The organism is Streptomyces sp. NPDC107517, assembly GCF_055582645.1.
This window is the reverse complement of record NZ_JBVJPM010000004.1, coordinates 299,863-321,875: the sequence shown is the minus strand read 5'-3', so window position 1 is coordinate 321,875 and position 22,013 is coordinate 299,863. Positions and strand designations below refer to the sequence as shown.

18 protein-coding genes are annotated in these 22,013 nt (G+C 71.0%); 10 read left to right on the top strand and 8 right to left on the bottom strand.

Annotated elements, in window-relative coordinates; translation table 11 throughout:
• The first annotated feature begins 133 nt into the window (after nucleotides 1–133).
• Both ACZ67T_RS12335 and ACZ67T_RS12330 read left to right on the top strand, forming a co-directional pair.
• Nucleotides 134–571 carry a cupin domain-containing protein gene (locus ACZ67T_RS12335; protein ID WP_469983497.1) on the top strand — a complete coding sequence of 146 codons (438 nt, stop codon included), beginning with the start codon at nucleotides 134–136 and terminating at the stop codon, nucleotides 569–571.
• 261 nt (nucleotides 572–832) lie between these two features.
• Nucleotides 833–1,513, top strand: coding sequence for a hypothetical protein (locus ACZ67T_RS12330; protein ID WP_469983496.1), 681 nt, complete (start codon nucleotides 833–835; stop codon nucleotides 1,511–1,513).
• A gap of 98 nt (nucleotides 1,514–1,611) precedes the next feature.
• Here the strand turns inward: ACZ67T_RS12330 and ACZ67T_RS12325 are convergent, their stop codons facing one another.
• On the bottom strand, nucleotides 1,612–2,676 hold the full coding sequence (locus ACZ67T_RS12325; RefSeq protein WP_469983495.1) for a hypothetical protein: 1,065 nt from the start codon (nucleotides 2,674–2,676) through the stop codon (nucleotides 1,612–1,614).
• Between the two features lie 125 nt (nucleotides 2,677–2,801).
• Here ACZ67T_RS12325 and ACZ67T_RS12320 point away from each other — a divergent pair, with 125 nt between their 5' ends.
• A complete protein-coding gene (locus ACZ67T_RS12320) occupies nucleotides 2,802–3,374 on the top strand; it encodes a TetR/AcrR family transcriptional regulator (protein ID WP_469983494.1) in 573 nt (190 codons plus the stop codon).
• A gap of 119 nt (nucleotides 3,375–3,493) precedes the next feature.
• Here ACZ67T_RS12320 and ACZ67T_RS12315 read toward each other — a convergent pair whose 3' ends face one another.
• Both ACZ67T_RS12315 and ACZ67T_RS12310 read right to left on the bottom strand, forming a co-directional pair.
• On the bottom strand, nucleotides 3,494–4,477 hold the full coding sequence (locus ACZ67T_RS12315; RefSeq protein ID WP_469983493.1) for a DUF1259 domain-containing protein: 984 nt from the start codon (nucleotides 4,475–4,477) through the stop codon (nucleotides 3,494–3,496).
• Nucleotides 4,478–4,866: 389 nt separating this feature from the next.
• The gene (locus ACZ67T_RS12310; RefSeq protein ID WP_469983492.1) at nucleotides 4,867–5,001 is read right to left on the bottom strand and encodes a hypothetical protein; all 135 of its coding nucleotides are present in this window, start codon (nucleotides 4,999–5,001) and stop codon (nucleotides 4,867–4,869) included.
• 265 nt (nucleotides 5,002–5,266) lie between these two features.
• Here ACZ67T_RS12310 and ACZ67T_RS12305 point away from each other — a divergent pair, with 265 nt between their 5' ends.
• Nucleotides 5,267–6,136, top strand: coding sequence for an alpha/beta fold hydrolase (locus tag ACZ67T_RS12305; RefSeq protein ID WP_469983491.1), 870 nt, complete (start codon nucleotides 5,267–5,269; stop codon nucleotides 6,134–6,136).
• A 309-nt stretch (nucleotides 6,137–6,445) separates the two neighbouring features.
• Here the strand turns inward: ACZ67T_RS12305 and ACZ67T_RS12300 are convergent, their stop codons facing one another.
• On the bottom strand, nucleotides 6,446–6,751 hold the full coding sequence (locus tag ACZ67T_RS12300) for a hypothetical protein (protein WP_469983490.1): 306 nt from the start codon (nucleotides 6,749–6,751) through the stop codon (nucleotides 6,446–6,448).
• Between the two features lie 241 nt (nucleotides 6,752–6,992).
• Here ACZ67T_RS12300 and ACZ67T_RS12295 point away from each other — a divergent pair, with 241 nt between their 5' ends.
• Nucleotides 6,993–9,911: an AfsR/SARP family transcriptional regulator gene (locus tag ACZ67T_RS12295; RefSeq protein ID WP_469983489.1), complete on the top strand. Its 2,919-nt coding sequence runs from the start codon at nucleotides 6,993–6,995 to the stop codon at nucleotides 9,909–9,911.
• Between the two features lie 34 nt (nucleotides 9,912–9,945).
• Here ACZ67T_RS12295 and ACZ67T_RS12290 read toward each other — a convergent pair whose 3' ends face one another.
• The gene (locus tag ACZ67T_RS12290) at nucleotides 9,946–11,313 is read right to left on the bottom strand and encodes an FAD-binding oxidoreductase (RefSeq protein ID WP_469983783.1); all 1,368 of its coding nucleotides are present in this window, start codon (nucleotides 11,311–11,313) and stop codon (nucleotides 9,946–9,948) included.
• A 303-nt stretch (nucleotides 11,314–11,616) separates the two neighbouring features.
• On the opposite strand from ACZ67T_RS12290, the gene ACZ67T_RS12285 reads away from it, so the two are divergent.
• On the top strand, nucleotides 11,617–12,750 hold the full coding sequence (locus ACZ67T_RS12285; protein ID WP_469983488.1) for a sulfite oxidase: 1,134 nt from the start codon (nucleotides 11,617–11,619) through the stop codon (nucleotides 12,748–12,750).
• Between the two features lie 11 nt (nucleotides 12,751–12,761).
• Here the strand turns inward: ACZ67T_RS12285 and ACZ67T_RS12280 are convergent, their stop codons facing one another.
• Nucleotides 12,762–13,163 carry an ATP-binding protein gene (locus tag ACZ67T_RS12280; protein ID WP_469983487.1) on the bottom strand — a complete coding sequence of 134 codons (402 nt, stop codon included), beginning with the start codon at nucleotides 13,161–13,163 and terminating at the stop codon, nucleotides 12,762–12,764.
• A gap of 112 nt (nucleotides 13,164–13,275) precedes the next feature.
• Between ACZ67T_RS12280 and ACZ67T_RS12275 the strand changes: the two genes are divergently transcribed.
• Together ACZ67T_RS12275 and ACZ67T_RS12270 are read left to right on the top strand one after the other, a co-directional pair.
• Entirely contained in the window at nucleotides 13,276–14,103 is an 828-nt protein-coding gene (locus ACZ67T_RS12275) for a helix-turn-helix domain-containing protein (protein WP_469983486.1), read from the top strand.
• A complete protein-coding gene (locus ACZ67T_RS12270) occupies nucleotides 14,100–14,288 on the top strand; it encodes a DUF397 domain-containing protein (RefSeq protein WP_469983485.1) in 189 nt (62 codons plus the stop codon). The genes ACZ67T_RS12275 and ACZ67T_RS12270 overlap by 4 nt, the downstream gene beginning before the upstream one ends.
• 2 nt (nucleotides 14,289–14,290) lie before the next feature.
• Here ACZ67T_RS12270 and ACZ67T_RS12265 read toward each other — a convergent pair whose 3' ends face one another.
• The gene (locus ACZ67T_RS12265) at nucleotides 14,291–15,544 is read right to left on the bottom strand and encodes a globin domain-containing protein (RefSeq protein WP_469983484.1); all 1,254 of its coding nucleotides are present in this window, start codon (nucleotides 15,542–15,544) and stop codon (nucleotides 14,291–14,293) included.
• Between the two features lie 127 nt (nucleotides 15,545–15,671).
• On the opposite strand from ACZ67T_RS12265, the gene ACZ67T_RS12260 reads away from it, so the two are divergent.
• Entirely contained in the window at nucleotides 15,672–17,285 is a 1,614-nt protein-coding gene (locus ACZ67T_RS12260; protein ID WP_469983483.1) for a protein kinase domain-containing protein, read from the top strand.
• Between the two features lie 127 nt (nucleotides 17,286–17,412).
• The gene (locus tag ACZ67T_RS12255) at nucleotides 17,413–19,119 is read left to right on the top strand and encodes a hypothetical protein (protein ID WP_469983482.1); all 1,707 of its coding nucleotides are present in this window, start codon (nucleotides 17,413–17,415) and stop codon (nucleotides 19,117–19,119) included.
• A gap of 105 nt (nucleotides 19,120–19,224) precedes the next feature.
• Here ACZ67T_RS12255 and ACZ67T_RS12250 read toward each other — a convergent pair whose 3' ends face one another.
• Nucleotides 19,225–21,828: a D-alanyl-D-alanine carboxypeptidase gene (locus tag ACZ67T_RS12250; protein WP_469983481.1), complete on the bottom strand. Its 2,604-nt coding sequence runs from the start codon at nucleotides 21,826–21,828 to the stop codon at nucleotides 19,225–19,227.
• Nucleotides 21,829–22,013: the final 185 nt, after the last annotated feature.

Here is a 22,013-nt window from a genome sequence, read left to right as displayed (position 1 = left end):
TCTCGAAGCGAGTTGTGTGAGCCGGAAACCGGCGAACTTGGTCACGCGGAACGAGTGGGTCGGTACACCGGTCCGGAATGCCGTGGCCGACGCAAGATCGTCCATTTCGGGCAGGCCTACGGAGGTGCGGTACATGTCAGACAAGAACCCGGAGCAGGGGAGCGCCCACGAGGTCTCCCTGCCGCCCGAAGTCAAGTTGCTGCAGGAAGTCACTCCGCCCTTCTTTCCCGAAGGCGGTTCGGGAATGACCATCCTCGTCGATTGGCCTCCCGGTCACCCCGGGCTCCCTCCGCATCGCCATTCGGGCCCCTCGTTCGGCTACGTGATGGAGGGCGCGCTCCGGTTCGAGCTCGAGGGTGAGCCGGAGCGTGTGGTCGAGGCCGGTGGGACGTTCTGGGAGCCGGGCGGTGACGTGATCCACTACCAGGACGGCAACGCCCTGTCGGACGCACCGACCAAGTTCCTGGTGACCATGCTGTGCGCGCCGGGCCAGCCGATGCTCAGGCTGGTCGACGAGGAGGAACTGAAGGAACGTGCGCACCTGCGTGCCCCGCGCCCCTCCGAAGGCTGACCCGCGAGATCGACAAGGGTGCGCACGTCCGGAACACCGATCCCGGTGCCGGGCTTCGCAGCAACCTCCGAGCAGCCGGTAACGCCGGGCGATCGCGGCCTCTACGGCATGACCGACGTGCCGAATCATGAGGGGCCGTGATCACTCGCTCCAGAACAGCTCCCGGACAAAGTCGTTCCACCGACCTTGTGGCCAGAGCGAAGCAGCGCCGGGACTCTCACAACGGCGTGTTGCCATAACCCAGGCAGTCACACCCATATAGTGTCATTCAAGCTGAATACATCCCCAAAAAAGCGGCAAACAGAAGTAAACAGAAGGCGTCGCCCCAATGACTTTACATTGAATTGGTGGAATGCAATGACACGCGGAGCGCGTCGCGACCCGAGCCCGGGAAATAAGGGCCGTCTACCAGAAATCCATTCGACTCTGCGGGCCACGGCAACCGCCGCAGCGGGTGGAACTCTGGTCATCTGGTGGCCCGCATTCACCTTCGGTGCGTACAACGCCATCTTCTTCGACGATGTGCTGGCCGTGTGGGCGGTAGCCACGGCCGTGCTGCTCTCAGGCCTGATTTTGCGCAGGAAAGTTGCCGTGCCGTGGCACAGCTGGATCGCGCTGCTCCTTCCGTCCGCCTGGATCGTTCTGGGCATGACCGCGCCGCGAAGCAGAGGTTTCCACTACCTCCATTATTTCGAGGTCGCGATTACCATTTTGAGCGCCCCTTACCTCACCTGGCTGCTGTCGAAAATTCTGATGTCCGACTACGATGAACTTCCTACGGCGGAGCGTTTCGGGGCTGTCGCAATCACGGTGACCATCGGGATCATCGCTTTCCTTCTCGGTCAGTTCAACCATCTTTTTCTTACCTGCGGAGACTTCAACGTGAGCGGCAATAACAATCCGCCCGGATGCGCCCCAGGGCCGCCTTTCCATCTGCGCTGAATGCCCTCGCGGCAGGTGACTCGGCAGGTGGTGTCGAGAAGGACCCCGCGGGCCCGGAGCGGCACGTCCGCGACACGGCCTTCGCCCCCGACCGTGGGTCAGATGGTCACCCGAGTGCGGCGCCGCCTCAGGTGGGGACGCAGGCTCACCAGGGCCGCGGCGATCACCGCCCACAGCGCGAGGGTGGCCAGTGGCTGCACCGCCTGCGCGCCGTGGAAGTAGCTCAGGTCGGTCACGGCGCGGACGGCCGCGCCCGGCGGAAGCAGGGCGGAGACGGCGCGCGCGGCGGAGGGCAGGAGGTCCGGGCCGATGGTGGCTCCGCTGGTGGAGTTGCCCACCGTGAGCAGCAGAAGGGTGGCGACCGGCACACCGACGGGGCCGAGGTAGGTGCCCAGCAGCTTGGTGGTGAACGCGGCTGCCGCGGCAAGCAGGGTCAGGCCGAAGGCCAGCGGTATCACCGGCGCGGGCACCGCCCCGAGGACGGGTCCGGCGATGACGGTGGCGACGATGCCGATGGCCACGGAGGCGCCGGACAGCAGCCAGAACCGGTGGCGCAGGCGCAGATGGTTCGCGAGCCCGAGGGCGTTCTGGGCGAGGACGAAGCCGGCCAGCGTGACGCCGAAGGCCATGTAGAACCCGGCCAGTCCACGGGAGTCGAAACGGGCGAACGGGACGACGTCCACCGTGGTCAGGCGCCGGCTCGCCCCGTGGGCATAGGCACCGATCAGGCTCTCGACGGCCGTCGTCGTCGACTGCCCGTTGGCCCCGCCGACCTCCAGGCGCAACCGGTCGGAGTCCGCGCCGCCGCTGAGCGCGGCCACGACATCGCGGCGCTCCAGCTCAGCGCGCCCCGTGGCGGCGTCGGCGACAGGACGGACATCGACGCTGTCACCAAGGGCCTGGCGTATCTCGCCCGAAAGCTCCTGCCCGGCGACAGCCACCGGCACCCGGTGCGGCTGGGGGTCGCGCTGCAGACCGACGTAGCAGCCGACGAAGGCCGCCACGACGACCAGGGCGATCACGACCGGCTGGAGCCAGAGCCGGACCGGCGGCGCGGCCGAGGAGGAGCCGGTCGTCCGGTCGGCTTCGGCGGCAGTGGTCCCGTCCGCTTCGGCGGCAGTGGTCCGGTCGGCTTCGGCGGCCGGGCCGGGGCGAGTCGCCATGAGATGTCTCCCGTGAAGGGGGCGCGTCCTTGGGTGGGGGTGGGGAGCGCCCCAAATAGATGATGTGGGTGATCTAAATACCAGCGTACGATAGATGACGCTCGACATCCAAAAGGAGGTGCCCTATGGGGCGCGTCTCACATGCGCAGGCACAGGCGAACCGTCGGCGGGTCGTGGAGCGGGCCTCGCAGCTGTTCCGCGAGCAGGGCACGGGCGTGAGCGTCGCGGATCTGATGAAGGCGGCCGGCCTGACGCACGGCGGCTTCTACAAGCAGTTCGCCTCCAAGGAGGCTTTGATCGACGAGGCGGTCATCCATGCGCTCGGCGAACTGGCCGAGCACCACGCCACCACGCTCGAGGAGCACGAGGGGCACCGCGTCGAGGCCCAGCAGGCCCTGATCGACGGATACTTGTCCGTCCGGCACCGGGACAACCCCGCCTCGGGCTGCCCCGTCGCCGCGCTCGCCACCGACATGGCCCGGCACAGTGGCGGCCACAAGGCGCACGGCACCTACGCCGTAGGGGTGCAGGACTTCACCCAGTGGCTCGCCACCGACGACGAGGACGGCATCGCCCGGCTGTGCACCATGCTCGGCGCCCTTCTCCTGGCCCGCGCCACCAAGGACTCCCCGCTGTCCGAGCAGGTCCTCTCCGCGGCCCGCACCGCGCTGTCACCCGCCCCGCAACCACGCGCCTGACATCCGCCGGCCACTACGTCCACGAGTCCGCCCCGAGCGCGGCTGCACCTGTGCCGACGTCTCACCTACGGAGAGTTGCCGGCGCGCCCGAAGCGCAGTCCCGCGAAGGCCGCCAGGACCTACCCGGCGATTCCAGGCATCGGTACGACGTTGGTGACCTTCACGGCCCGGCGAATGGCCTTGGCGAGCCTGACGGCGTCGCCGACAGCCCAGTAGTGGACGAAGAACAGGTGAGGGGCGTCGTTGAGGTGGTGGTGGTGCACCTCGACGAGTTCGACCCCGCCGCGCCGCAGGGCCACGAGGACGGGCTGGACCTCTTTGGCGATCATGACCAGATCGCCGCTGATCGCGGCCTTTCCGCCGCCGAGCGGCTGAAAGTTGACGGAGGTGGTGGAGCCCAGTCCCGGAGGCAAGGCCACATTGCCGTCGGCAATGGTCTCCCGGCGGATAAAGGTGCACGTGTAGATCTCGCCGCTGACAGCCCCCTTGGAGCCCATGGCGGCATCGATCGAGGCAGTGTCGAGGTCGATGGACGGCGAGACGGTGACGGGTTCGGCAGGCGGGGTACCGGTGCGGTCCAGCGCCGCGCGGACACCGCGGGCAACGGCGACCGGATCGTGGCCGTGAGCATGGAGATGAACCCACCAGAGATCCGGATCATGCGCCAGCAGATGCTTGTGGATGGCGGTCAGCATGATTCCCCGCTCCTGCAGGGCGTCACAGAAACGCTGCAGTTCACGCTCGGTGACGACGGTGTCCCCCATCATGAGCGTGCCGTGGTCCGTGTACCGGACGAAGGACACGTGCGTGCCCAGAGCGAGGGCAGGCTTGATCAGGATGCCTCGGGACGTGACCTTGAGGTCCCGGCGCGGAAAGGCCGTGTGGTACATGAACCGCCTCATGTCACCGGTACGGCCGAGAGCCTTGCCCACGTCCGCCCAGTCCGCCAGCTTGGTCATCACCGGCTCGGCCAGATCGCGTCGCAGGGGGTGGGCCCGGGCCGGCACAGCGGCACATGCCGGCGCAAGGGCTACCGCGGCCAGCACACCGCGCCGCGACGCGGTGAGTCGGGAGCGGGTGTCCTGCTGTCGCTCGTCATTCATTTGGCAGGCCTCCTGGCGCAATGGAAGCGAGGAAGCGCGTCGACCGCTGATCGACGCAGCTTCCGGCGGTACGGGGCGGGCACTTCTTGGTCGGGGGCCCAGGCCGACCGTGCAGGGGGTTCAGCTGGGTGGGGCGGCGGCACGCGCGCAGCACAGCCGGAGCCCCACGAGCCCGGCCGCGCAGCCATGAAGGCCGCCTCCTCCGCTTGCCGTGCACGTGTCGAGCCGTGACGGGCCACCCGCTTGGTCAGGTGTTCAAACGGGAGGCCCGTCAGGTCCGATGCCTCACGGATGCCACAGGCACACGCGATCAAGGCGTGAGCCGCGGCCGGCCCTCAGGTTGAGGGTGTCGACGGCGGGGGTGCTGTTGGCCATGCCGATGGCGGTCTTCAGGGCCGTCTCGTGCACGCCACGGGCAGCGTCGCGGCCGAGGCAGGAGAAGCCAGGGCCATGGGGGCGAGCGTGGCGGCCGTGCCCAGGCAGAGCACCTGGGAGGTCCGGACGAGAGACTTACGCGTGAGCATGACACTCCTTTGGGATGCGCGCCGCGAGCGCTCGGCCACGAGGAGGGCGGGCGGCGCCGCAGGCTGCGATATCGGGCCAGAAATACCCGCGCCGCCCGCGGTATCTCGAATTACATCCAGATTTGCGTCTTATGGCCCTCTATGGCGCACCCTATGGCTGAACAGGCCCCCGGACTCTGGCCCCTGGCCCCCGAACCCCTTCAGGCTCCTCGATGCCGGTGGCTCCGCCAGATTCCTGGGCACGGACATGGGCAGGGGCATGGACATGGAAATGGACAGCGGCATGGACATGGACGAGACGGTGGTGGCCGACGACGGGGTCCGGCTCTGGGCGACCCGGGTCGGTACGGGTGCCCCGGTGGTGTTCTGCCATGGCGGCCCCGGATTGTGGGACACCTTCGGGGACGTGGCCGACCTGCTGTCGGACACAGCCACGGTCCATCGCTGGGATCAACGGGGATGCGGCCGGTCACAGCGCTGCGGACCGTATTCGGTGGCTCGCTCCGTGGCCGACCTGGACGCCGTCCGCCGGCATTTCGGGCTGGCCCGGATGGCGCTGCTCGGCCACTCGTGGGGCGCCCAGTTGGCATTGCATTTCGCGCTGGAACATCCCGGCCGCGTCAGCAGGTTGGTCTACGTATCCGGCACCGGAATCGATCAGAACGCCACCTGGCACGCGGCGTACAAGCAGCACCTGCGGGCCGGGCTCGGGACTCACCTCAGCCGCTGGGAAGCGCTGCGGAGCCGGGAGCGTGACGATGCGGAAGACCGTGAGTACTCGGTGCTGCAGTGGTCGGCGGACTTCAGCGAACGGGAACGCGCGCTTGAGCACGCCGAGCGCATGGCCACACCCTGGCTCGGCGTCAACTTCGAATCCAACGCGGCCATCAACGCCGAGACCAAGCGCACATGCGGAACGTCGGCCCTGCGCGCGGCCTGCGAGCGGCTGGATGTCCCGACGCTGATCGTGGACGGGGCGGTGGACATCCGGCCGCGCTGGGCGGTCGATTCGCTGGAACAGGCCCTGCCTCAGGTGTCGCGGAAGGTGTTGCGCGGCGCCGGACATCTTCCGTGGGTCGAGGCCCCGTCAGACTTCCGCGCCGCCGTGGGCGGCTTCCTCGCCGGTCACCCGTAACGGCCCGGGGAAACTGCCAGGAAACGGGGGCATGCCTGGCCGACCTCCGCCGGCCTGGATGTGGCGGGATTCTGCCAATCTGCACGCAGCCACTGAGGCACCGCGCGCTGTCGGCCCGTGAATCGGCCTCTGGACGAGCGAGCGGTCGCCCATCTGCGGGGCGATCGGCAGAAGTCGGCCACTGACAGTGCGGGCATCCCCCGGGCATCCCCCGGGCATCCACGACGGACGCTGCGCGATCAAGTACTGGCGCGGGAGTTCGGCCGGACTCACCCGTGACCGGGCGAGTCCCAGTGCTTCACCAGTGCCTCACGCCGTGAGGACGTCCTCGTAGCGGGCGTGGGCCACCACCGCGCGGATCGCTTCCTCGACGCTCGAAAGGCCCGAGGAGATCTCGTCCGTGGTGAAGATCCGGCCGGGGCGGACCCGCGCGTACGCGGTCCAGGTTCCCGTGCGGGACGAGATGACGTAGCCGACCGGATAGCCGCCGGGGATCCCGTCGTCCACGCAGACGTACACCACCTCGACGGCGTCGCTCCGCTCCACGCTCAGGAAGAGCCCGTGTCCCTTCAGCGTCCGCTCCAAAGGGCCCAGAGGGCTGCTCGCTGCTTGCATGTTCCACTCCTTCCGCATGGGCGGCGGCCGCTCCCCCGGCCACGGCCGCCGCCGGTCCAGCGCGCCCCGGCCGCCGGTGAACTCCCGGTGCTCCAAGGGCACTTGCAAACCATCGCGGCACACGCTGCAATGCCAATGAAATTCTGATGATGCGGACGATGACGCGCACGACGGTGCGGACGATGACGCGCACCGTGATGCGGACAGTGGGCGCCCGGTGAGCGTGGAGCGGAGGCTGCGGGTGGGGCAGGGGTCTCGTCGGGCGGTCCGGCTCGCCGTGCTCGGGCCGGTGCGTGCCTGGCGCGGCAGCACGCCGCTGCCGCTCGGCCCCGTCCGCCGGCAGGCAGTCCTCGCGGCGCTGGCCCTGCGGCCCGGATTCCTCGTCACCCGGGAGCAGTTGCTCGACGACATCTGGGGCGCCGGCCCCCCGAACTCCGGTCGCAAGGTACTGCCCACCTACGTCTACGCGCTACGGCAGGCCCTCGACGCCGAGGGCACCGGCCCCGCGCGGTCCCTGATCCGCGGGGAGCCGGGCGGTTACCGCCTCGTCATGGGCGAGGTGCAGCTCGACGCGGCGGACCTCGCCGAACACGTGGACGCCGCCCGGCGCGCGAAGGCGTCCGGCGATCAGGCCGCCGCCGTGGAACGGCTCTCGGCCGCGCTCGCCCTCTTCGACGGCGAACCGCTGGCCGGGCTGCCCGGACCGTTCGCCGACGTGGAGCGGCAGCGGCTCCTGGAGCGGCTGCGCACCGTGCGGGTGGAACGGCTCGAATGCCTCGTCCTGCTGGGCAGGTTCGCCGAGGCCCTCGACGATCTCGCCTCCCTGTCCGTGTCCGGCCCGTACGACGAGGCCCTCGCGGCCCTGCGCATGCGCGCCCTGTACGGCAGCGAACGGCAGGTGGACGCGCTCGGCGTCTACCGGGACATGTGCACGCGCCTGCGCGAAGAACTCGGGGTCGAGCCCGGTGAGGAACTCCGCCGCGTGCAGGAGGCGGTGCTGCGCCGGGACGGCGCGCGCCTCCTCGGAGCGGCCACCGGGCGCCCCGCACGCTCAGCGTCCGCTGCACCGCCGAGGACGCGCCGCGCCGTCAACGAGCTGCCCGGCGACGCAGGCCGTCTCGTCGGGCGGGAGGCGGAGCTGGCGCAGCTGACCGCGCCCTCCGCGCCCGGATCCGTGTCGATCGTGACGGTGGACGGCACGGCCGGCGTCGGCAAGACCGCGCTCGTCGTCCGCGCCGCCCGCGAGCTCAGCGACCGCTACCCCGACGGCTGCCTGTACGTGGACCTGCGCGCGCACAGCACGCGCAGGCGCCAGTCTCCGGAGCAGGCGCTCCAGCGGCTGCTGCGTTCCCTCGGCGCGGCCACCGGTGAACTGCCGGACGACCTCGACGAACTCACCTCCGTCTGGCGCGCGGCGACCAGCGCGCTGCGGCTGCTCCTCGTCCTCGACGACGCCCTGGACGCCGGACAGACACGGCCGCTGCTGCCCGCGGGGGCCGGGAGCCGGGTCCTGGTGGCGGGCCGGCGGCGCCTCGCCGGACTCGACGCCGACCGGCGCGTCACCCTGAAGCCCCTGCCGAGCGACGCTTCGGTGTCGCTGCTCACGCACATCATCGGGGAGGAGCGCGCGGCCCGGGAGCCGGATGCGGCACAGCGTCTCGCCGGGCTGTGCGACGGGCTGCCGCTCGCCCTGCGCATCGCCGGGTCGCGGCTGCAGAACCGGGACACGTGGACGGTGGAGTACCTGGTGGGCCGCATGGCGGGCGACGACAACCGGCTCGGCGAGCTGAGCGTCGGAGACCGCAGCGTCGAGGCGGCCTTCCGCCTGTCGTACGACCAGCTCGATGCCGAGCAGCAGCGCGGGTTCCGCGCCCTCGGCCTCGCTCCGACGGTCGAGTTCGACGTGCTCACGTCGGCGGCGCTGCTCGACCGGCCGGCGGCCGACACCGAGCGGATCCTGGAGAGCCTGGTCGACACCAGCCTGGTGCAGCAGCCGCGTCCGGGCCGCTACCGGCTGCACGACCTGGTCCGTGTGCACGCCCGGCGCCTCGCCGACGCCCGGCCCGATGAGGCGGGCGCCGCGCGCAGGGCCGCACTCGGTCTCTTTCTGGACGCGGCCCGGACCGCGAGCGACTGGGGCCCGGCCGGATTCCCCACCGGCCCCCCGCTCACCGTGTCGCGCTTCGCCCACTGGCAGGACGCCGAGGCCTGGCTGGACGCGGCCGGCGGAGAGCTCGTCGACGTCGTCGGACACGCCGCGGCCGCCGGTGAGGCCGACCACGCCTGCTGGATCGCCGAGGCGCTGTGCGACTACTTCATGCGCCGGGCCCGCTACCACGAGTCCCGGACGGCTCTGGAGATCGCGCTCGCGCACGAGGGCGAGGCCACCGACCGGCGGATGGCCGCCGCGCTGCGGAACTGCGTGATGTACACCGCCGGACACCAGCGCAGGTACGAAGTGGTCCTCACCCGCGGGACCGAGGCACTGGATCTCAGCCGGCGGCTCTCCCTGCCGGGCGAGGAGGCCCGGGCCCTCGCCGGTCTCGGGACGGTCCACCTGAAGCGCGGCGACGGCGACGGCGCGATGCCCCATCTCATGGCGGCGGTGGACCTGTCCCGGCGGCTGCGCGACGACTGGCTCACCTGGATCACGCTCCTTTTCCTGGGCCTCGCGCACCAGTTGGAGGGACGGGACGCGCAGGCACTGACCTGCTTCGACGGCGCCTGCGCCCACGCCGAGAAGGCCGCCAGGCCGCACATGCTCAGCAGGGCCCTGAGCTGCGCCGCCGACGCCCACATCCACTTCGGCCACTACGGTGAGGCCAAGCGGCTGCTGCGCCGGGCGATCGACCAGGTGCAGCACACCGAGGACGCCTTCCTCTGCACCCGCAGCCTGACCCGGCTCGGCACGGCCGAGGAGGCCGAGGGCAACCCGCAGAAGGCCATCGGCCTCCATCACCAGGCCCTTCTCCTCCAGCGCCGGCTGATGTCCCCGCTCACCGAACCCAACTACGACTGGCTGGAGATGGACATCCGCAACCGGCTCGGGAGCGCCTACGCGGCGGCGGGCCGCCCGCGCGAGGCGAGCCGGGAGTTCCAGGCCGTACTCGACCTGCCCGGCGGCCGTGCGCGGCGCGACGGCGGCCCCGGCCGGCGGTGACGCGGTCCGCCACCGAGGGAGTGGTCCTGAGTTCCTACGCCGCCTCCCCCGCCGCCGGTTCGATGTTCTGGTTGGCGTGGAACAGGTTCCCCGGGTCGTACTTGCGCTTGACCTCCGCCAGACGGTCGTAGTTGTGGCGGTACGTCGCCCGGACCCGGTCCTGGTGCTCGTCCTCGCCGATGAAGTTCACGTACGAACCGCCCATGGAGTACGGGTGCAGGTCGTGCCAGTACGCCCTCGCCCACTGCTTGACCGTCTCCGCGTTCGCCGGGTCCGGGTCGATGCCCGCGATGACGCCCGACCAGACCGCTTCCCGGTAGCCCCAGGCCGTCGCGTCCTCGGAGACCCGGGACGCGGCCGCGTTCACCGGGTAGAGGTGCATCGTCGACAGCGGTGTGGGGAGGTTCTCGGCGAACTTGGCGTGCACATCGATCGCCTCGTCCGTGATGCGGTCGAAGAAGTCGCCGCGCCAGTACCACTGCAGGCCCTTGGGGAGCAGCTCGTCGAACATCGTCTGGAGCGCCGGGTACGGCATCGGTGCCGTGAACCGGAAGGCGGGCGGGCCCGCTTCCGCCGCCGCCGCGATCGCCTCGTCCGTACGGGCCAGGTCGCCCGTCCAGCACCACACCACCCCGCACATCTTCCGGCCGTGGATCTCCTCGGGGAACGGCGGTCCCGGCGGCACGGTCAGCGCGGCGAAGAAGCCGCTCAGGTCCTCGGGCGCCTCCGGCAGGAACTCCCGGTACCACTCAAGGACTTCGCGGGTCTTCTCGACCGGCCACAGCGTCAGCGCGACGCCCACCGTGTGCACCGGATGCAGCTCGAACTCGAACGCGGTGGCGATGCCGAAGTTTCCGCCACCGCCCCGCAACGCCCAGAACAGATCGGAGTGTTCGCTCTCGCTCGCCGTGACGAAGCTGCCGTCCGCGAGGACCATGTCCACGCGGAGGAGGCTGTCGATCGTCAGGCCGTACCTGCGCGTCAGGTAACCGTGACCGCCGCCGAGGGTCAGGCCCGCGATGCCGGTCGTCGACATGATTCCGGCGGGTATCGCCAGGCCGAACGTGTGCGCCGCGTGGTCCAGGTCGCCGAGTTGGCTGCCGCCGCCCACCCACGCCGTCTTCCGCGCGGGGTCGACGCGCACCCAGCGCATCGGTGACAGGTCGATCGTGACCGCGTCGTCGACGAGGCACTGGCCGCCGCCGCTGTGGCCACCGCCGCGGACGGCGAGTTCCAGCCCGTGGTCGCGGATGAAATCGACCGCCGCCATGACGTCCGCCGCGTCCGAGCAGCGCACCATCGCGGCCGGCCGCCGGTCGATCATCCCGTTGTAGATCTTGCGCGCCTCGTCGTAGTCGGGGTCGCCCCGCGCAATCACCGGGCCACGCAGCTCGGTTCGCATCAGACCGACGACGTCCGTGGCGAGGGGATTCGGGGCGGTGGCGGCAGTGCCGGTGTCGGTATCCGTGTCGGTGTCGTTCATGGCACTCCTCGACGGGACGCATCGCTACGCGGACCGCTGTCCCCCCGTCCCGTCCTTCCGCCTCTCGGCGGCGTCGGTGAGCGGTTCGTGCGCCGGCGTGCGGGCCCCCGTCAGCCACCGACACACCTCATCGAGCGCCGGCTGACACTTCCAGGATCCGCCCGCCCGGCAGGCCCCGCAATCGCGGAGCACCATGAAGACATGGATGGATCGGACTGAGTCATGGACGCACCGGACCACGTCACGGACGGACCGGGCGATCTCGGCGGCGTCAGCCGTCCCGGCCGGCTCGCCGCCCTGGACGAAGGCATCACCTCCGATGAACTCGCGCTCGCCGCGCGTAATCACGGCCTCCCCCTGGAAGCCCTCCGCTACGACGTCACCCCGCCCGGTCTGCACTACGTCCTCGTCCACTACGACATCCCGGCCGCGAGCGCCGACGACTGGCGGCTCACGGTCGACGGCCTGGTCAGGACGCCGCTGACCCTCGGCCTGGCGGCCCTGCGGTCCCTGCCCGCCGTCACGCGCCGCGTCACGCTGGAGTGCGCGGGCAACGGCCGCGCCCTGCTCACGCCCCGGCCGATCAGCCAGCCCTGGCTGGTCGAGGCGGTCGGCACGGCGGACTGGACCGGCGTGCCGCTGCGCGTCCTCCTCGACGAGGCCGGGGTGGACCGAGGCGCCGTCGAGGCCGTCTTCACCGGCGCCGACCACGGAGTCGAGCGCGGTGTCGAGCAGGACTACCGGCGGAGCCTGCCCCTCGCGGTGGCCTCCGGTGACGTACTCGTCGCGTACGACATGAACGGCGCGCCCCTGCCGCCGCAGCACGGCTACCCGCTGCGGCTCGTCGTCCCCGGCTGGTACGGCATGGCGCAGGTGAAGTGGCTGCGCGGGATCACGCTGGTCGACGCCCCGTTCGACGGGTTCCAGCAGGCGGTCGCGTACCGCCTGCGGTGGAACGCCGACGATCCCGGCGAGCCCGTCACCAGGATCCTGCCGCGCGCCCTGATGATCCCGCCCGGGTTCCCCGACTTCATGTCGCGGGCCCGCGTCGTCCGCCCCGGGCCCGTACTCCTCGAAGGCCGCGCCTGGTCCGGGCACGGCCCCGTGACCAGGGTCGACGTGACCACGGACGACGGCGCCACGTGGAGCGAGGCCACGCTGGACGGGGACCCGTCGGACAGGCAGGCGGCGGCCTGGCTGCGCTGGCAGGTCCCGTGGACCGCCGTGCCCGGCACCCACGTCCTCGGCGCCCGCGCCACCGACGCCACCGGCCGCACCCAGCCGCTCACCCAGCCGTGGAACCGCGGCGGCTTCGCCAACAACCTCGTCCAGCGCATCCCCGTCCACTGCCTCTGACCGCGCCGCCCCTATGCGCCGCCCAGCGAGAACGTGCACCACACCGTCTTGCCCGGGTCCCTCCGCTCGACACCCCACTTGTCGGCCAGCACCTCCACGAGGAACAGCCCACGCCCCGACTCGCCCCGCACGTCTGCCACTTGGGGCGTCCCGTCGCCGCTGTCGTGCACCTCTACGCGCACCTCGTCCTCGTACGGCAGAAGGCGGAGCAGGAAGCCGCGGCCGGGCGGGACTCCGTGCAGGAGCGCGTTCGTGGCGAGTTCGCTGACGCACAGCAGGATGTCCTCGCACGCCCCCTGCCGCACCCGCCAGTCCGTCAGGGCGTCACGCGCGAACGCGCGGGCGGCGGGCACGGACCGGCGCTCGCGCCGGTAGAAGCGTTCACGCGCAGTGGTGGTGGTTTCGGTGTTCACGGGACGAGGGTCACGCTGCGTGGCCATCATGAGGCAGTGCGTGGGCCCGTACAGATTCTTTGTACGGGTTCACCGCCGTGAATGTACGTCCCTCGGCGGGGAGTTGGCCTTCATGAACCCCAGGAAGCGGCCGCGCAGGAAGAACGCGTCGGCGATGAAGATGGTGGGAGCGCTGCTGGCCGTGTTCCGGTCGGCCGCCGGGTTTACCCAACGGGCCCTCGCGGAACGGGTCGTGGTCGACGAGGAGACGATCGCGTCCATCGAGCAGGGGCGGCGGCCACTGAAGGGGGACCTGGCGGTGGTGCTGGACGAACTGCTGGATACGAAAGGGGCGTTGGCGGCCGCGGTGCAGAACATGCCGGAGGTGGATCTCGTTCCGCGGTGGGCGGAGGAGTTCCTGGATCGCGAGCGAGAGGCGGTCGCCATCTCCTCGTACGAGAACCAGGTGCTGCCCGGGCAGTTACAGACCGAGGCGTACGCCCGGGCCGTCTTCCGGAGCCGCGTCCCGGCTCTCGACCCGGACGAGATCGAGCGCTACGTCGCCGCGCGCATCGAGCGGCAGGAGATCGTGCAGCGCAGGGTGCCGCCGACCATGAGCTTCGTACTCTGGGAGGCGGTACTGCACGACCGGCTCGGCGGCAGAAGGGTCTACGCCGAGCAGCTGCGCCGACTTCGCGACTGGGCCGATCTCCCGGGGGTCACCTTGCAGGTCCTCCCGTTCGGACGCACCAGTCACCCTGCGCTCGACGGGCCCTTCGTCCTGCTGGAGACCCCCGAACATCAGCACCTCGCCTACACGGAGACGCAGCGCGGCAGTCAGTTGATCTCGAACCCCGACGAGGTGTCCATCCTCGCCCAGCGGTATGCGATGCTGCGGACGCAGGCCCTCAACCCAGAGGACACAAAGGGCCTGTTGGACCGACTGCTAGGAGAGCCATGAGCACCGCACTTCAGTGGTTCAAATCGAGCTACAGCGGAAGCGACGGCGGCAACTGCCTCGAAATCTCCCCCTCCCCCGCCGCCATCCACATCCGCGACTCCAAGAACACCTCCGCCGACGCCGCGGACACCGTCACCGTCACGCCGGAGGCCTGGTCCGCGTTTCTCGGACTGGCGCGCCGCTGACGTCACGGGCGCGGCCGGATCCAGGGGACCTCGCGCTTCATCAGGAACCACTCCGCCGTCGTCTCGGGGCGCTCGCCCGTGCCGTGGTGGACGAGCGGGTCGTGGTGGACGCGGTCGGCCGGGACGCGGTGCAGCATGGCCAGTTGGGTCTCGACGGTCTCGACCATGGCCGAAGGGCCGCTCACGTACACGTGCGGCCAGTCTCCCGGCGCGTGCCGCAGGCTCTGAGCGGTGGCGTAGCGGGTCAGTGCCCGTAGGAGCGTCGCGTCCGCGTCGTGAGCGGGGCGGTCGCGCCGGGGCAGCGCGCCGATGAGGCGGAGCCACGGGTGGGCGTCGGCGAGGAGTTCCAGGACGCCGAGGTCGTACACGTCGTCCTGCGTGCGGGCGCCGATCAGCAGGGTGGCGGTCGCGTCGCCGCGGCTCACGGCGAACTCCTCGATCAGGGCCTTGATCTGCGCCCAGCCGGTCCCGCCGGCGACGAAGAGCAGTTCGCCGCGCAGGGACTGCGGGAGGGTCGTCGTGCCGAGCGGCGGGCCCAGGCGGACGGTGCCTCCCGGGGTGACCTCGTCGACCAGGGCGCCGCTCAGGAGGCCGCCGTCGACGCGGCGTATGTGGAAGTCGAGGGTGCCGTCCGGGCGCGGCGCGTTGGCGACGGAGTACGGGCGCCAGACCTGCGGCGCCTCGGGGGCCGTCAGCGTCGCGTACTGGCCCGGCAGGTACGGGTAGGGCCGGTCCGGGCGGACGGTGAGGACGGCGATGTCGTCCGTGCGGCGCTCGTGGCGGAGCACCTCCGCGTCCCACCAGGAGGGTTCCGACTCGGGCACGGACTCGGAACCGGCGATCATGATTCTGGAGATGAGTTCGTAGGCCGCGCGCCAGGCGGCCTCCGTCTTCGGCGTCCAGGAGCTGCCCGAGAAGAACTTCAGGGCCGCTATCAGGCTGTCGCCGACGGCCGGGTAGTGCTCGGGGCGGGCCCCGAACTTGCGGTGGTCGAAGCCGAGCGTGCGCAGGTGGCCGACGAGCGCGCCGGTGTCCTCAAGGCTGAGGATCGCCGTGGTCAGGGCGGCCAGGAGGCGGTCGCGCTGCTCCTCCATCCGCTCCGGGAACATGGCCCGCAGTCCGGGGTTGTGCTTGAACAGATGGGCGTAGAAGTACTTGGTCAGCGCGTCGGCCCGGCGTTCCACCACCGCGAGACTGGAGCGGATCAGGGCCGGGTTCAGGGCGGCGTACGGTCTGGTGCCGGTACTCGTCGTCACTGGCCGGGGCCTCCATTCCACGATCAGGCCGACGGCCTACGCGCGGGCGCCATACGGACGCCGCGCCCCTATCCTGAGGCAGCATGCAGGGGGACGCGGGAGCAACCGGAGAATTCAGGGGCCGCCGATGACGGCGTCCTCCGGTCCGATGTTCGTGCTGCCGCCGCCCGACGGGCCGCGGGACGCCCGGGTCACGCTGCCCGACGAGGGGCCCGATCCGACGGCGCTCCCCGAGGTCAGACCGCGCGACGACCGGGGCCGGGCCGAGGGTCCCGGCGAATCCGCCCTGAAACCGGGCGAGTTACCGGCCGGCCAGTACGAGGTCGTACGGCGTCTCGGGCGCGGCGGCATGGGTGACGTGTATCTCGCGCTCGACAAGAAGATCGACGACCGCGAGGTCGCCGTGAAGACCCTGCGGCCGGGACAACTCGCGCCACGGCTGGGCTCGTTGGAGGACGAACGGCAGGCGTTCGCCGACCTCCACCACGACGGGATCATCCCCGTCTTCAACTACGACCGCCACGCCCGCGTCGGCCCGTTCCTCGTCCTGCCGTACGTCGACGGGCTCAACCTCGACGAGATCCGGGCGCTCGCCCGGCACGACCCGGACCGGTTCGGCGGCGCCCGCTTCCACGAGTTCGTGCTCGCGTACGGGCTGCGTTTCCTGTCCGCGCTCGACCATCTGCACGCGCGGCCCGCACCCCGCAAGGTGTACGGCGACCTGAAGCCGCAGAACGTGATGCACGACGGCGCCACCACCAAGGTCATCGACGTGGGGTCCATCCGCGAGGAGGGCGCGCCCGGGCTGACCACCGACGGCTTCCGCGCACCGAACGTGCTGCTCGCCCCGCCCGCCCTGAACGGCTCGTCCGCGCCGCGCGACGACCTGTTCAGCCTGGGCGAGACTCTGCGCGCCCTGAGCGGTCTCGGCACGGGGACCCACTCGCTGGCCGAACTCGGCGCCCTGGACCGGCTGAACGACGGCGACCCGGTGACGGCGCAGGCCGTCGCGCTGACCACCACCCCCGCGCCGGAAGGGCTCGGTCTCGTCTCGCTGGCCCGCGCCCTGCGCCGGTCCGAGATCCTCGGCCCACGGAAGCCGGAGTCCGTCGAGACCTCCCTCACCATGTCGTTCGAGGGCACACCCGACCCGAAGGACCCGAAGGCCGGCAAGCGCGGACTCCTCGGCGGCTCGCTCCCGGGCTGCACCCACGAACACCAGGGCTCCTTCATCCGCTCCCTCTACCCCGGCGCCATGGAGGACCACACCCTGCGCGTGGAGCGGGCCGCCCGGTTCCTGCACGGGCGGCCCGCCTACGACGACGCGTACGAGGTGTCGGGCGACATGGCCGCCGTACTCACCGACAACCGGGCGGCGCAGGACCTCGTCACGCTCCTGACCAGTGAGGGCGGCCGCAAGACCTGGTCGCAGGCCACGCGGCCGCACCTGCGGCCCTTCTTCCCGGACGCGAGCGACCCCCAGCCGGACGACCCGACCGGCACGACCGTCGCCTCGCATCTGACCGATGACGCGGACACCCTGTGCTTCGACGCGTCGGACGTGATGCCGCCCGTGCTGCGCGACGCGTTCTACCGCGCCGTCCTGACGTACTTCCAGGACCCGCGTACGAAGTCGCTCGACACGCTCCTCAAGCAGCTGGAGACCGTCCGCAGCCGGATCGCCGGACCGCTGTCGGGCCCGTCGGGACAGGCGTACGCGCCGGACGACATCTGCGCGTAGCCGCCCCGCGGGCCGACGGCCCTGCGTAGATTTGCCGTGAATATCAGGGGCGCGTCAACCAACTCTCGGGCCACGGCTAGCGTCTATCCGAACACAATTGCCCGTCCGACCGGAACGGAACGCCGCAGTGGCCTCTGCCGAACTGTCTCCACCCTCTGCCACCCGCGCGCGCCGGTCCCCGGAGATCCCCGAGCCCTGGCACGGCCGCTACCGGACGGCCCTGCTCGTCACCGCCTGCATACTGCCGCTGCACGTCCTGTGGCTGGCGTTCCTGGCCACCGGCGGCGGCGACCTGGCGGCGCAGGTGGCCTGGGCCGAGTTCGCCAAGATGTACCCCGGCTCCGCGTACAACCTGTTCTGGTACGGCGGCCTCCACATCGCCAACTACAGCCTCATCTCGCCCTACCTGATGGCGTTGTTCGGCGTCATCCCCGTCACGCTCCTGTCCGGCGTCTCGTCGACCTGGCTGGCCGCGTCGATCGTCGAGCGCACCGGCATCCGAAGACCACTGTGGCCGGCCCTCGTCGTGGGGTTCTCGCTGTGGTGCCAGGTCGTGTCGGGGCGCTCGACGTTCATGCTGGGCGTGGCCTTCGGGCTCGGCGCCGTCCTCGCGCACATGAACGGCCGGCGCGTCGTCGTCGCGACGGTGTGCGCCGCTCTGTCCACGATGGCGAGCCCCGTCGCCGGGCTCTTCCTCGTCGTGGCCGGCGCCGCGTGGCTCCTGGACCGGCAGTGGGGCAAGGCCCTGTCGCTGATCCTGCCGCCGGTCCTCATCGTCGGCGTGACGACCTGGCTGTTCCCCTTCAAGGGGGAACAGCCCATGCCGTTCGGGCGGATCTTCCCGCCCGTCATCCTGTGCGCGGTCGTCCTGGTGTGCGCGCCGCGCGCCTGGCGCGTGGTGCGCCTCGGCACCGCCGTGTACGCGCTCGGCGTGGTGCTCACCTATGTGATCGCCACCCCGATCGGCACGAACGTGGAGCGGCTCACGGAGATCGTGGCGCCCGCGCTGATCCTCGCCACCGTGATGAACCGCGACCGCGGGCCCCGCTACGACGGGCGGCGCGGGCGGTACTTCCCGCCCCACCGCCAGCGCGTCATGTGCGTCGTCGCGATCGTCCTGTCCCTGGGCTGGCTGTCCGGCAAGACCATCGCCGACGTCGTCGCCAACACCGAGATCCCCGAGTGGGCCGTCAAGACGGACGGCGTCGTCTCCACGCTGAAGAAACTCGGCGCCGAACGCACCCGCGTCGAGGTCGTCCCCGCCCGCGACCACCGCGAGGCGGCCGTCCTCGCGCCGTACATCAACATGGCGCGCGGCTGGAACCGGCAGGCCGACGTCGAGCGCGGACGGCTCTTCTACGAGGGGCACGGCGGCACCGACGTGCCCGAGGGCGCCTTCTCCTCCGCGTCGTACCACGCCTGGCTCTCCGAGTGGGCGGTCGGCTTCGTCGTCGTCTACAACGGCGAGCCGGACGGCCCCGCGGAGCTGGAGCACAAGCTGGTGTCCAGCGAGCCCGACTACCTCGAGTCGGTGTGGAAGGACGCCAACTGGCACATCTACCGCGTGAAGAACGCGGTTCCGCTGGTGGACGACCCCGCCTCGGTGGTCCGCTCCGACGGCGCCAACCTCGTCGTACGGATGCCGAAGGCCGGCTCGGTCATCGTGCGGATCGCGTACTCGCCGTGGCTGTGGGCGGACGACGGGTGCCTGCGCGAGGAGGGCGAGTTCACGCGCCTGACGGTGAAGGAGCCGGGCGACGTCCGGATCAGCTCCCAGTACGGGGGGCCGTCCGGCAAGACGGCACCCAAGTGCGTGCCGCCGAAGGAGAAGTGAGCGGGTCCCTTTTGAGCGGGCGCCTGGTGAGCGGGCCCGCAATGAGAAGCGCCCCCACGGCTGTGTGCCGTGGGGGCGCTTCTGCGTGAGAGGCCTGCCGAGTCGTCAGCCGACGCGGGTGAGCTTCGCGCCGAAGCCGGGTTCGGTCAGGTCCTTCTGGAGGGCGACCGGGACGGTGACCGCGCCACCCGAACCGTCGCCGACCTTCAGCTCGCCGACCTGCGTACCGGCCTTCGCGGTGTGCGGGATGACGGCGCCCTTGGCGCCGTCCGCCAGCTCCAGCTTCACCGTCAGGCCCGCCCAGCCGACCGCCGAGACGTCCTTCGTCACCACGACCGGGGTCTGCCCGCCGAGCCCGTCGTCCACGTACCCGACGACGTCGCCCTTCTTCAGGATCGTCGACGCCTTCACCGCGTCCTGCGCCGCGAGCATCGCCGTCTTGCTGACCGCGTTGACGGTGTCGATGATCGGCGCCCGGTGCTGGCCGAGGATCGCGCCGACGACCGTCACGGTCTCGCCGCCGGCGTCCTTCGTCGCGGCGAAGAGCAGGTTGCCGCCGGCCTTCGTGGTCGAACCGGTCTTCACGCCGACCGCGTTGTTGTACGGGACGAGGCGGTTGTAGTTCTGCCACGTCTTGCCCGACGGGTCCTTCCACGTCGGCAGCTTGGTGATGTCCATCAGGGCCTGGATCTTCACCAGCTCGTTGCCGAGCCTGACCTGGTCCCGAGCGGTGGAGACGGTCGTCTCCTTGAGCCCGGACGGGTCCGTGTAGGTCGTGCCGGTCATGCCGAGGTCCTTCGCGGCGGCGTTCATCTTCTTGACGAACGCCTCCTCGGAACCGGCGTCCCAACGGGCCAGGAGCCGCGCGATGTTGTTCGCGGACGGAATCATGATGGCCGACAGGGCGTCCTTCTGGCTGAGCTTGTCGCCCTCCTTGACGGTGTTCAGCGTCGACTCGCCCTCGGAGTCGTAGCCGCCCTCCTTCTCCGCCCTCGCGTCCACGTCGATGGACGGTCCGTCCTTGCCCGGCTGCAGCGGGTGGTCCTTGAGCACGACGTACGCCGTCATGGCCTTGGCCACGGACCCGATCGGTACGGGCTTCTGCTCGCCGAACTGATCCATCGAGCCGATGCCGCTGACATCCATCGAGCCCTGGCCCTCGGCGGGCCACGGCAGCGACACCTTGTCCCCGTCGAACGCGAACGTCGACTTGGCGGTCAGCGCCAGCGTGGGCGCGGGCAGCGGCCGTACGGTCTGTACGACCGCAAACAGGACGGCGAGCAGCAGGACGATCGGCGTCCAGATCTTGACCCTGCGCACGGTTGTGCGGACTCGGGTCTCCGCGGGCGGCGGCGTGTTCGTGAGCTCGGCCAGGAGGTCGAGCGGGGGCAGCGGCGGGAGCGGCTGCTGGGTGGTGCGCTCGGGGCCCACGTAGGGCTTCGCCGGCGGCGCGGTGGGCTCCGCCTCGGGCTGTGCCTTGGGCTTGGCCGGGGCCCCGGAGTCGTACCCCTTGAGCGGTACGAATTTGCTGGTGCGCTCGGAATCGGACTCGGCCTTGCCCGCACCGGCGGGCTTGGACCCGAGCGACTTGAGCATCTGGGTCGGCTGATCGACGGGCGGCTTGACGGCCTTGAAGACGGCGGTGGCCTGGTCGACGGCCGAGGGCTCGGCTTCGGCGTCGACGGCGGGCTTCACCTTGTCGGCGGGCTTCACCTTGTCGGCGGGCTCGGCGTCAGCGGGCTCGGCGTCGGACGGCTTCGCCTTGTCGGCGGGCTCGGCGTCAGCGGGCGCCACCTTGTCGGCCGACTCGGCGTCAGCCTTCGCCTCGCGGGACGGCTTCGCTCCATCGGACGGCTCGGCGTCACCTGACGGCTCGGCGCCGTCGGGCGCATCGGCAGGCTCGGCGTCAGCCTGCGCCTCATCGGACAGCTCGGCGTCGTCGGACGGCTCCGCATCAGCCTTCGCCGCGCCGGACGGCTCCGCGTCGGCGTCGGACGGCTCGGCTTCCGGTGCCTCAGGAGCATCGATCGGCCCGGCGTCGTCGACGGTTGCCTCGGGAGCGTCTGCCGGCTCGGCGTCCGCGTCCTCACCGGACTCCTCGGGCGCGTCCGTGGCCCCGGCGTCGGCCGAGTCCTCAGCGGCGTCCGCCCCGTCGTCACCGGAGTTGGCACCGGAATGGGCACCATCGGCCTCAGCGGCCTCAGCGGCGACGTCCGCCGCCTCGGCGGCGTCCGTGTCCCCGCCGTCCTCCGCCGCGTCAGCGGCACCCGCACCGGCCGCCTCGGGCTCATCGGCGGAGCCGTCCCGCGGACCCGCCACCCAGGCCGCCACGGCGGCACGCAGGCGTGCGTCGCCCGGCTCGTCGCCGGAACCCGGCCCCGTACCGTCTTCGGAAGCCGCCTCGGGCTCCCGCTCCGTACCGTCCCCGGAATCCGATACGTCCGAGCCCTCCCCGCCGGAGGCGTCCGAGCCCGAGCCCGAGCCCGAGCCCGAGTCGGAGTCCGAGTCCGAGTCCGCATCCGGCGCGGAGTCCTCCGCCGAACCGGATCCCGGCCCCGCCGCCGGAACATCCCGTACGGAGAACACCGCCGTCGCCTGATCGACCCGCTCCGGCGACTGCCGCGCCATCGCGAGCCTCGGGTCCCGTTCCTCCGGGGTCGGTCCTCCCGACGACTCCTGCTGCTTCGACCTGTCGGGGGTCCCCGCCACCGATGCCTCCTCGCTACGCGCCACGCGCTACGCCGCTGCTGTCCGAACCATGTACCAGTGTCCTGTGTGGGGGCTTCACCCACGTGATAGACGAGAACGACATACCTACTGGTTCCCGCACAAAGCCCCCACGCACCCTCGACAGACCAATGTGAGAGGGGTCACCCTGTCATTCATCCACGCGG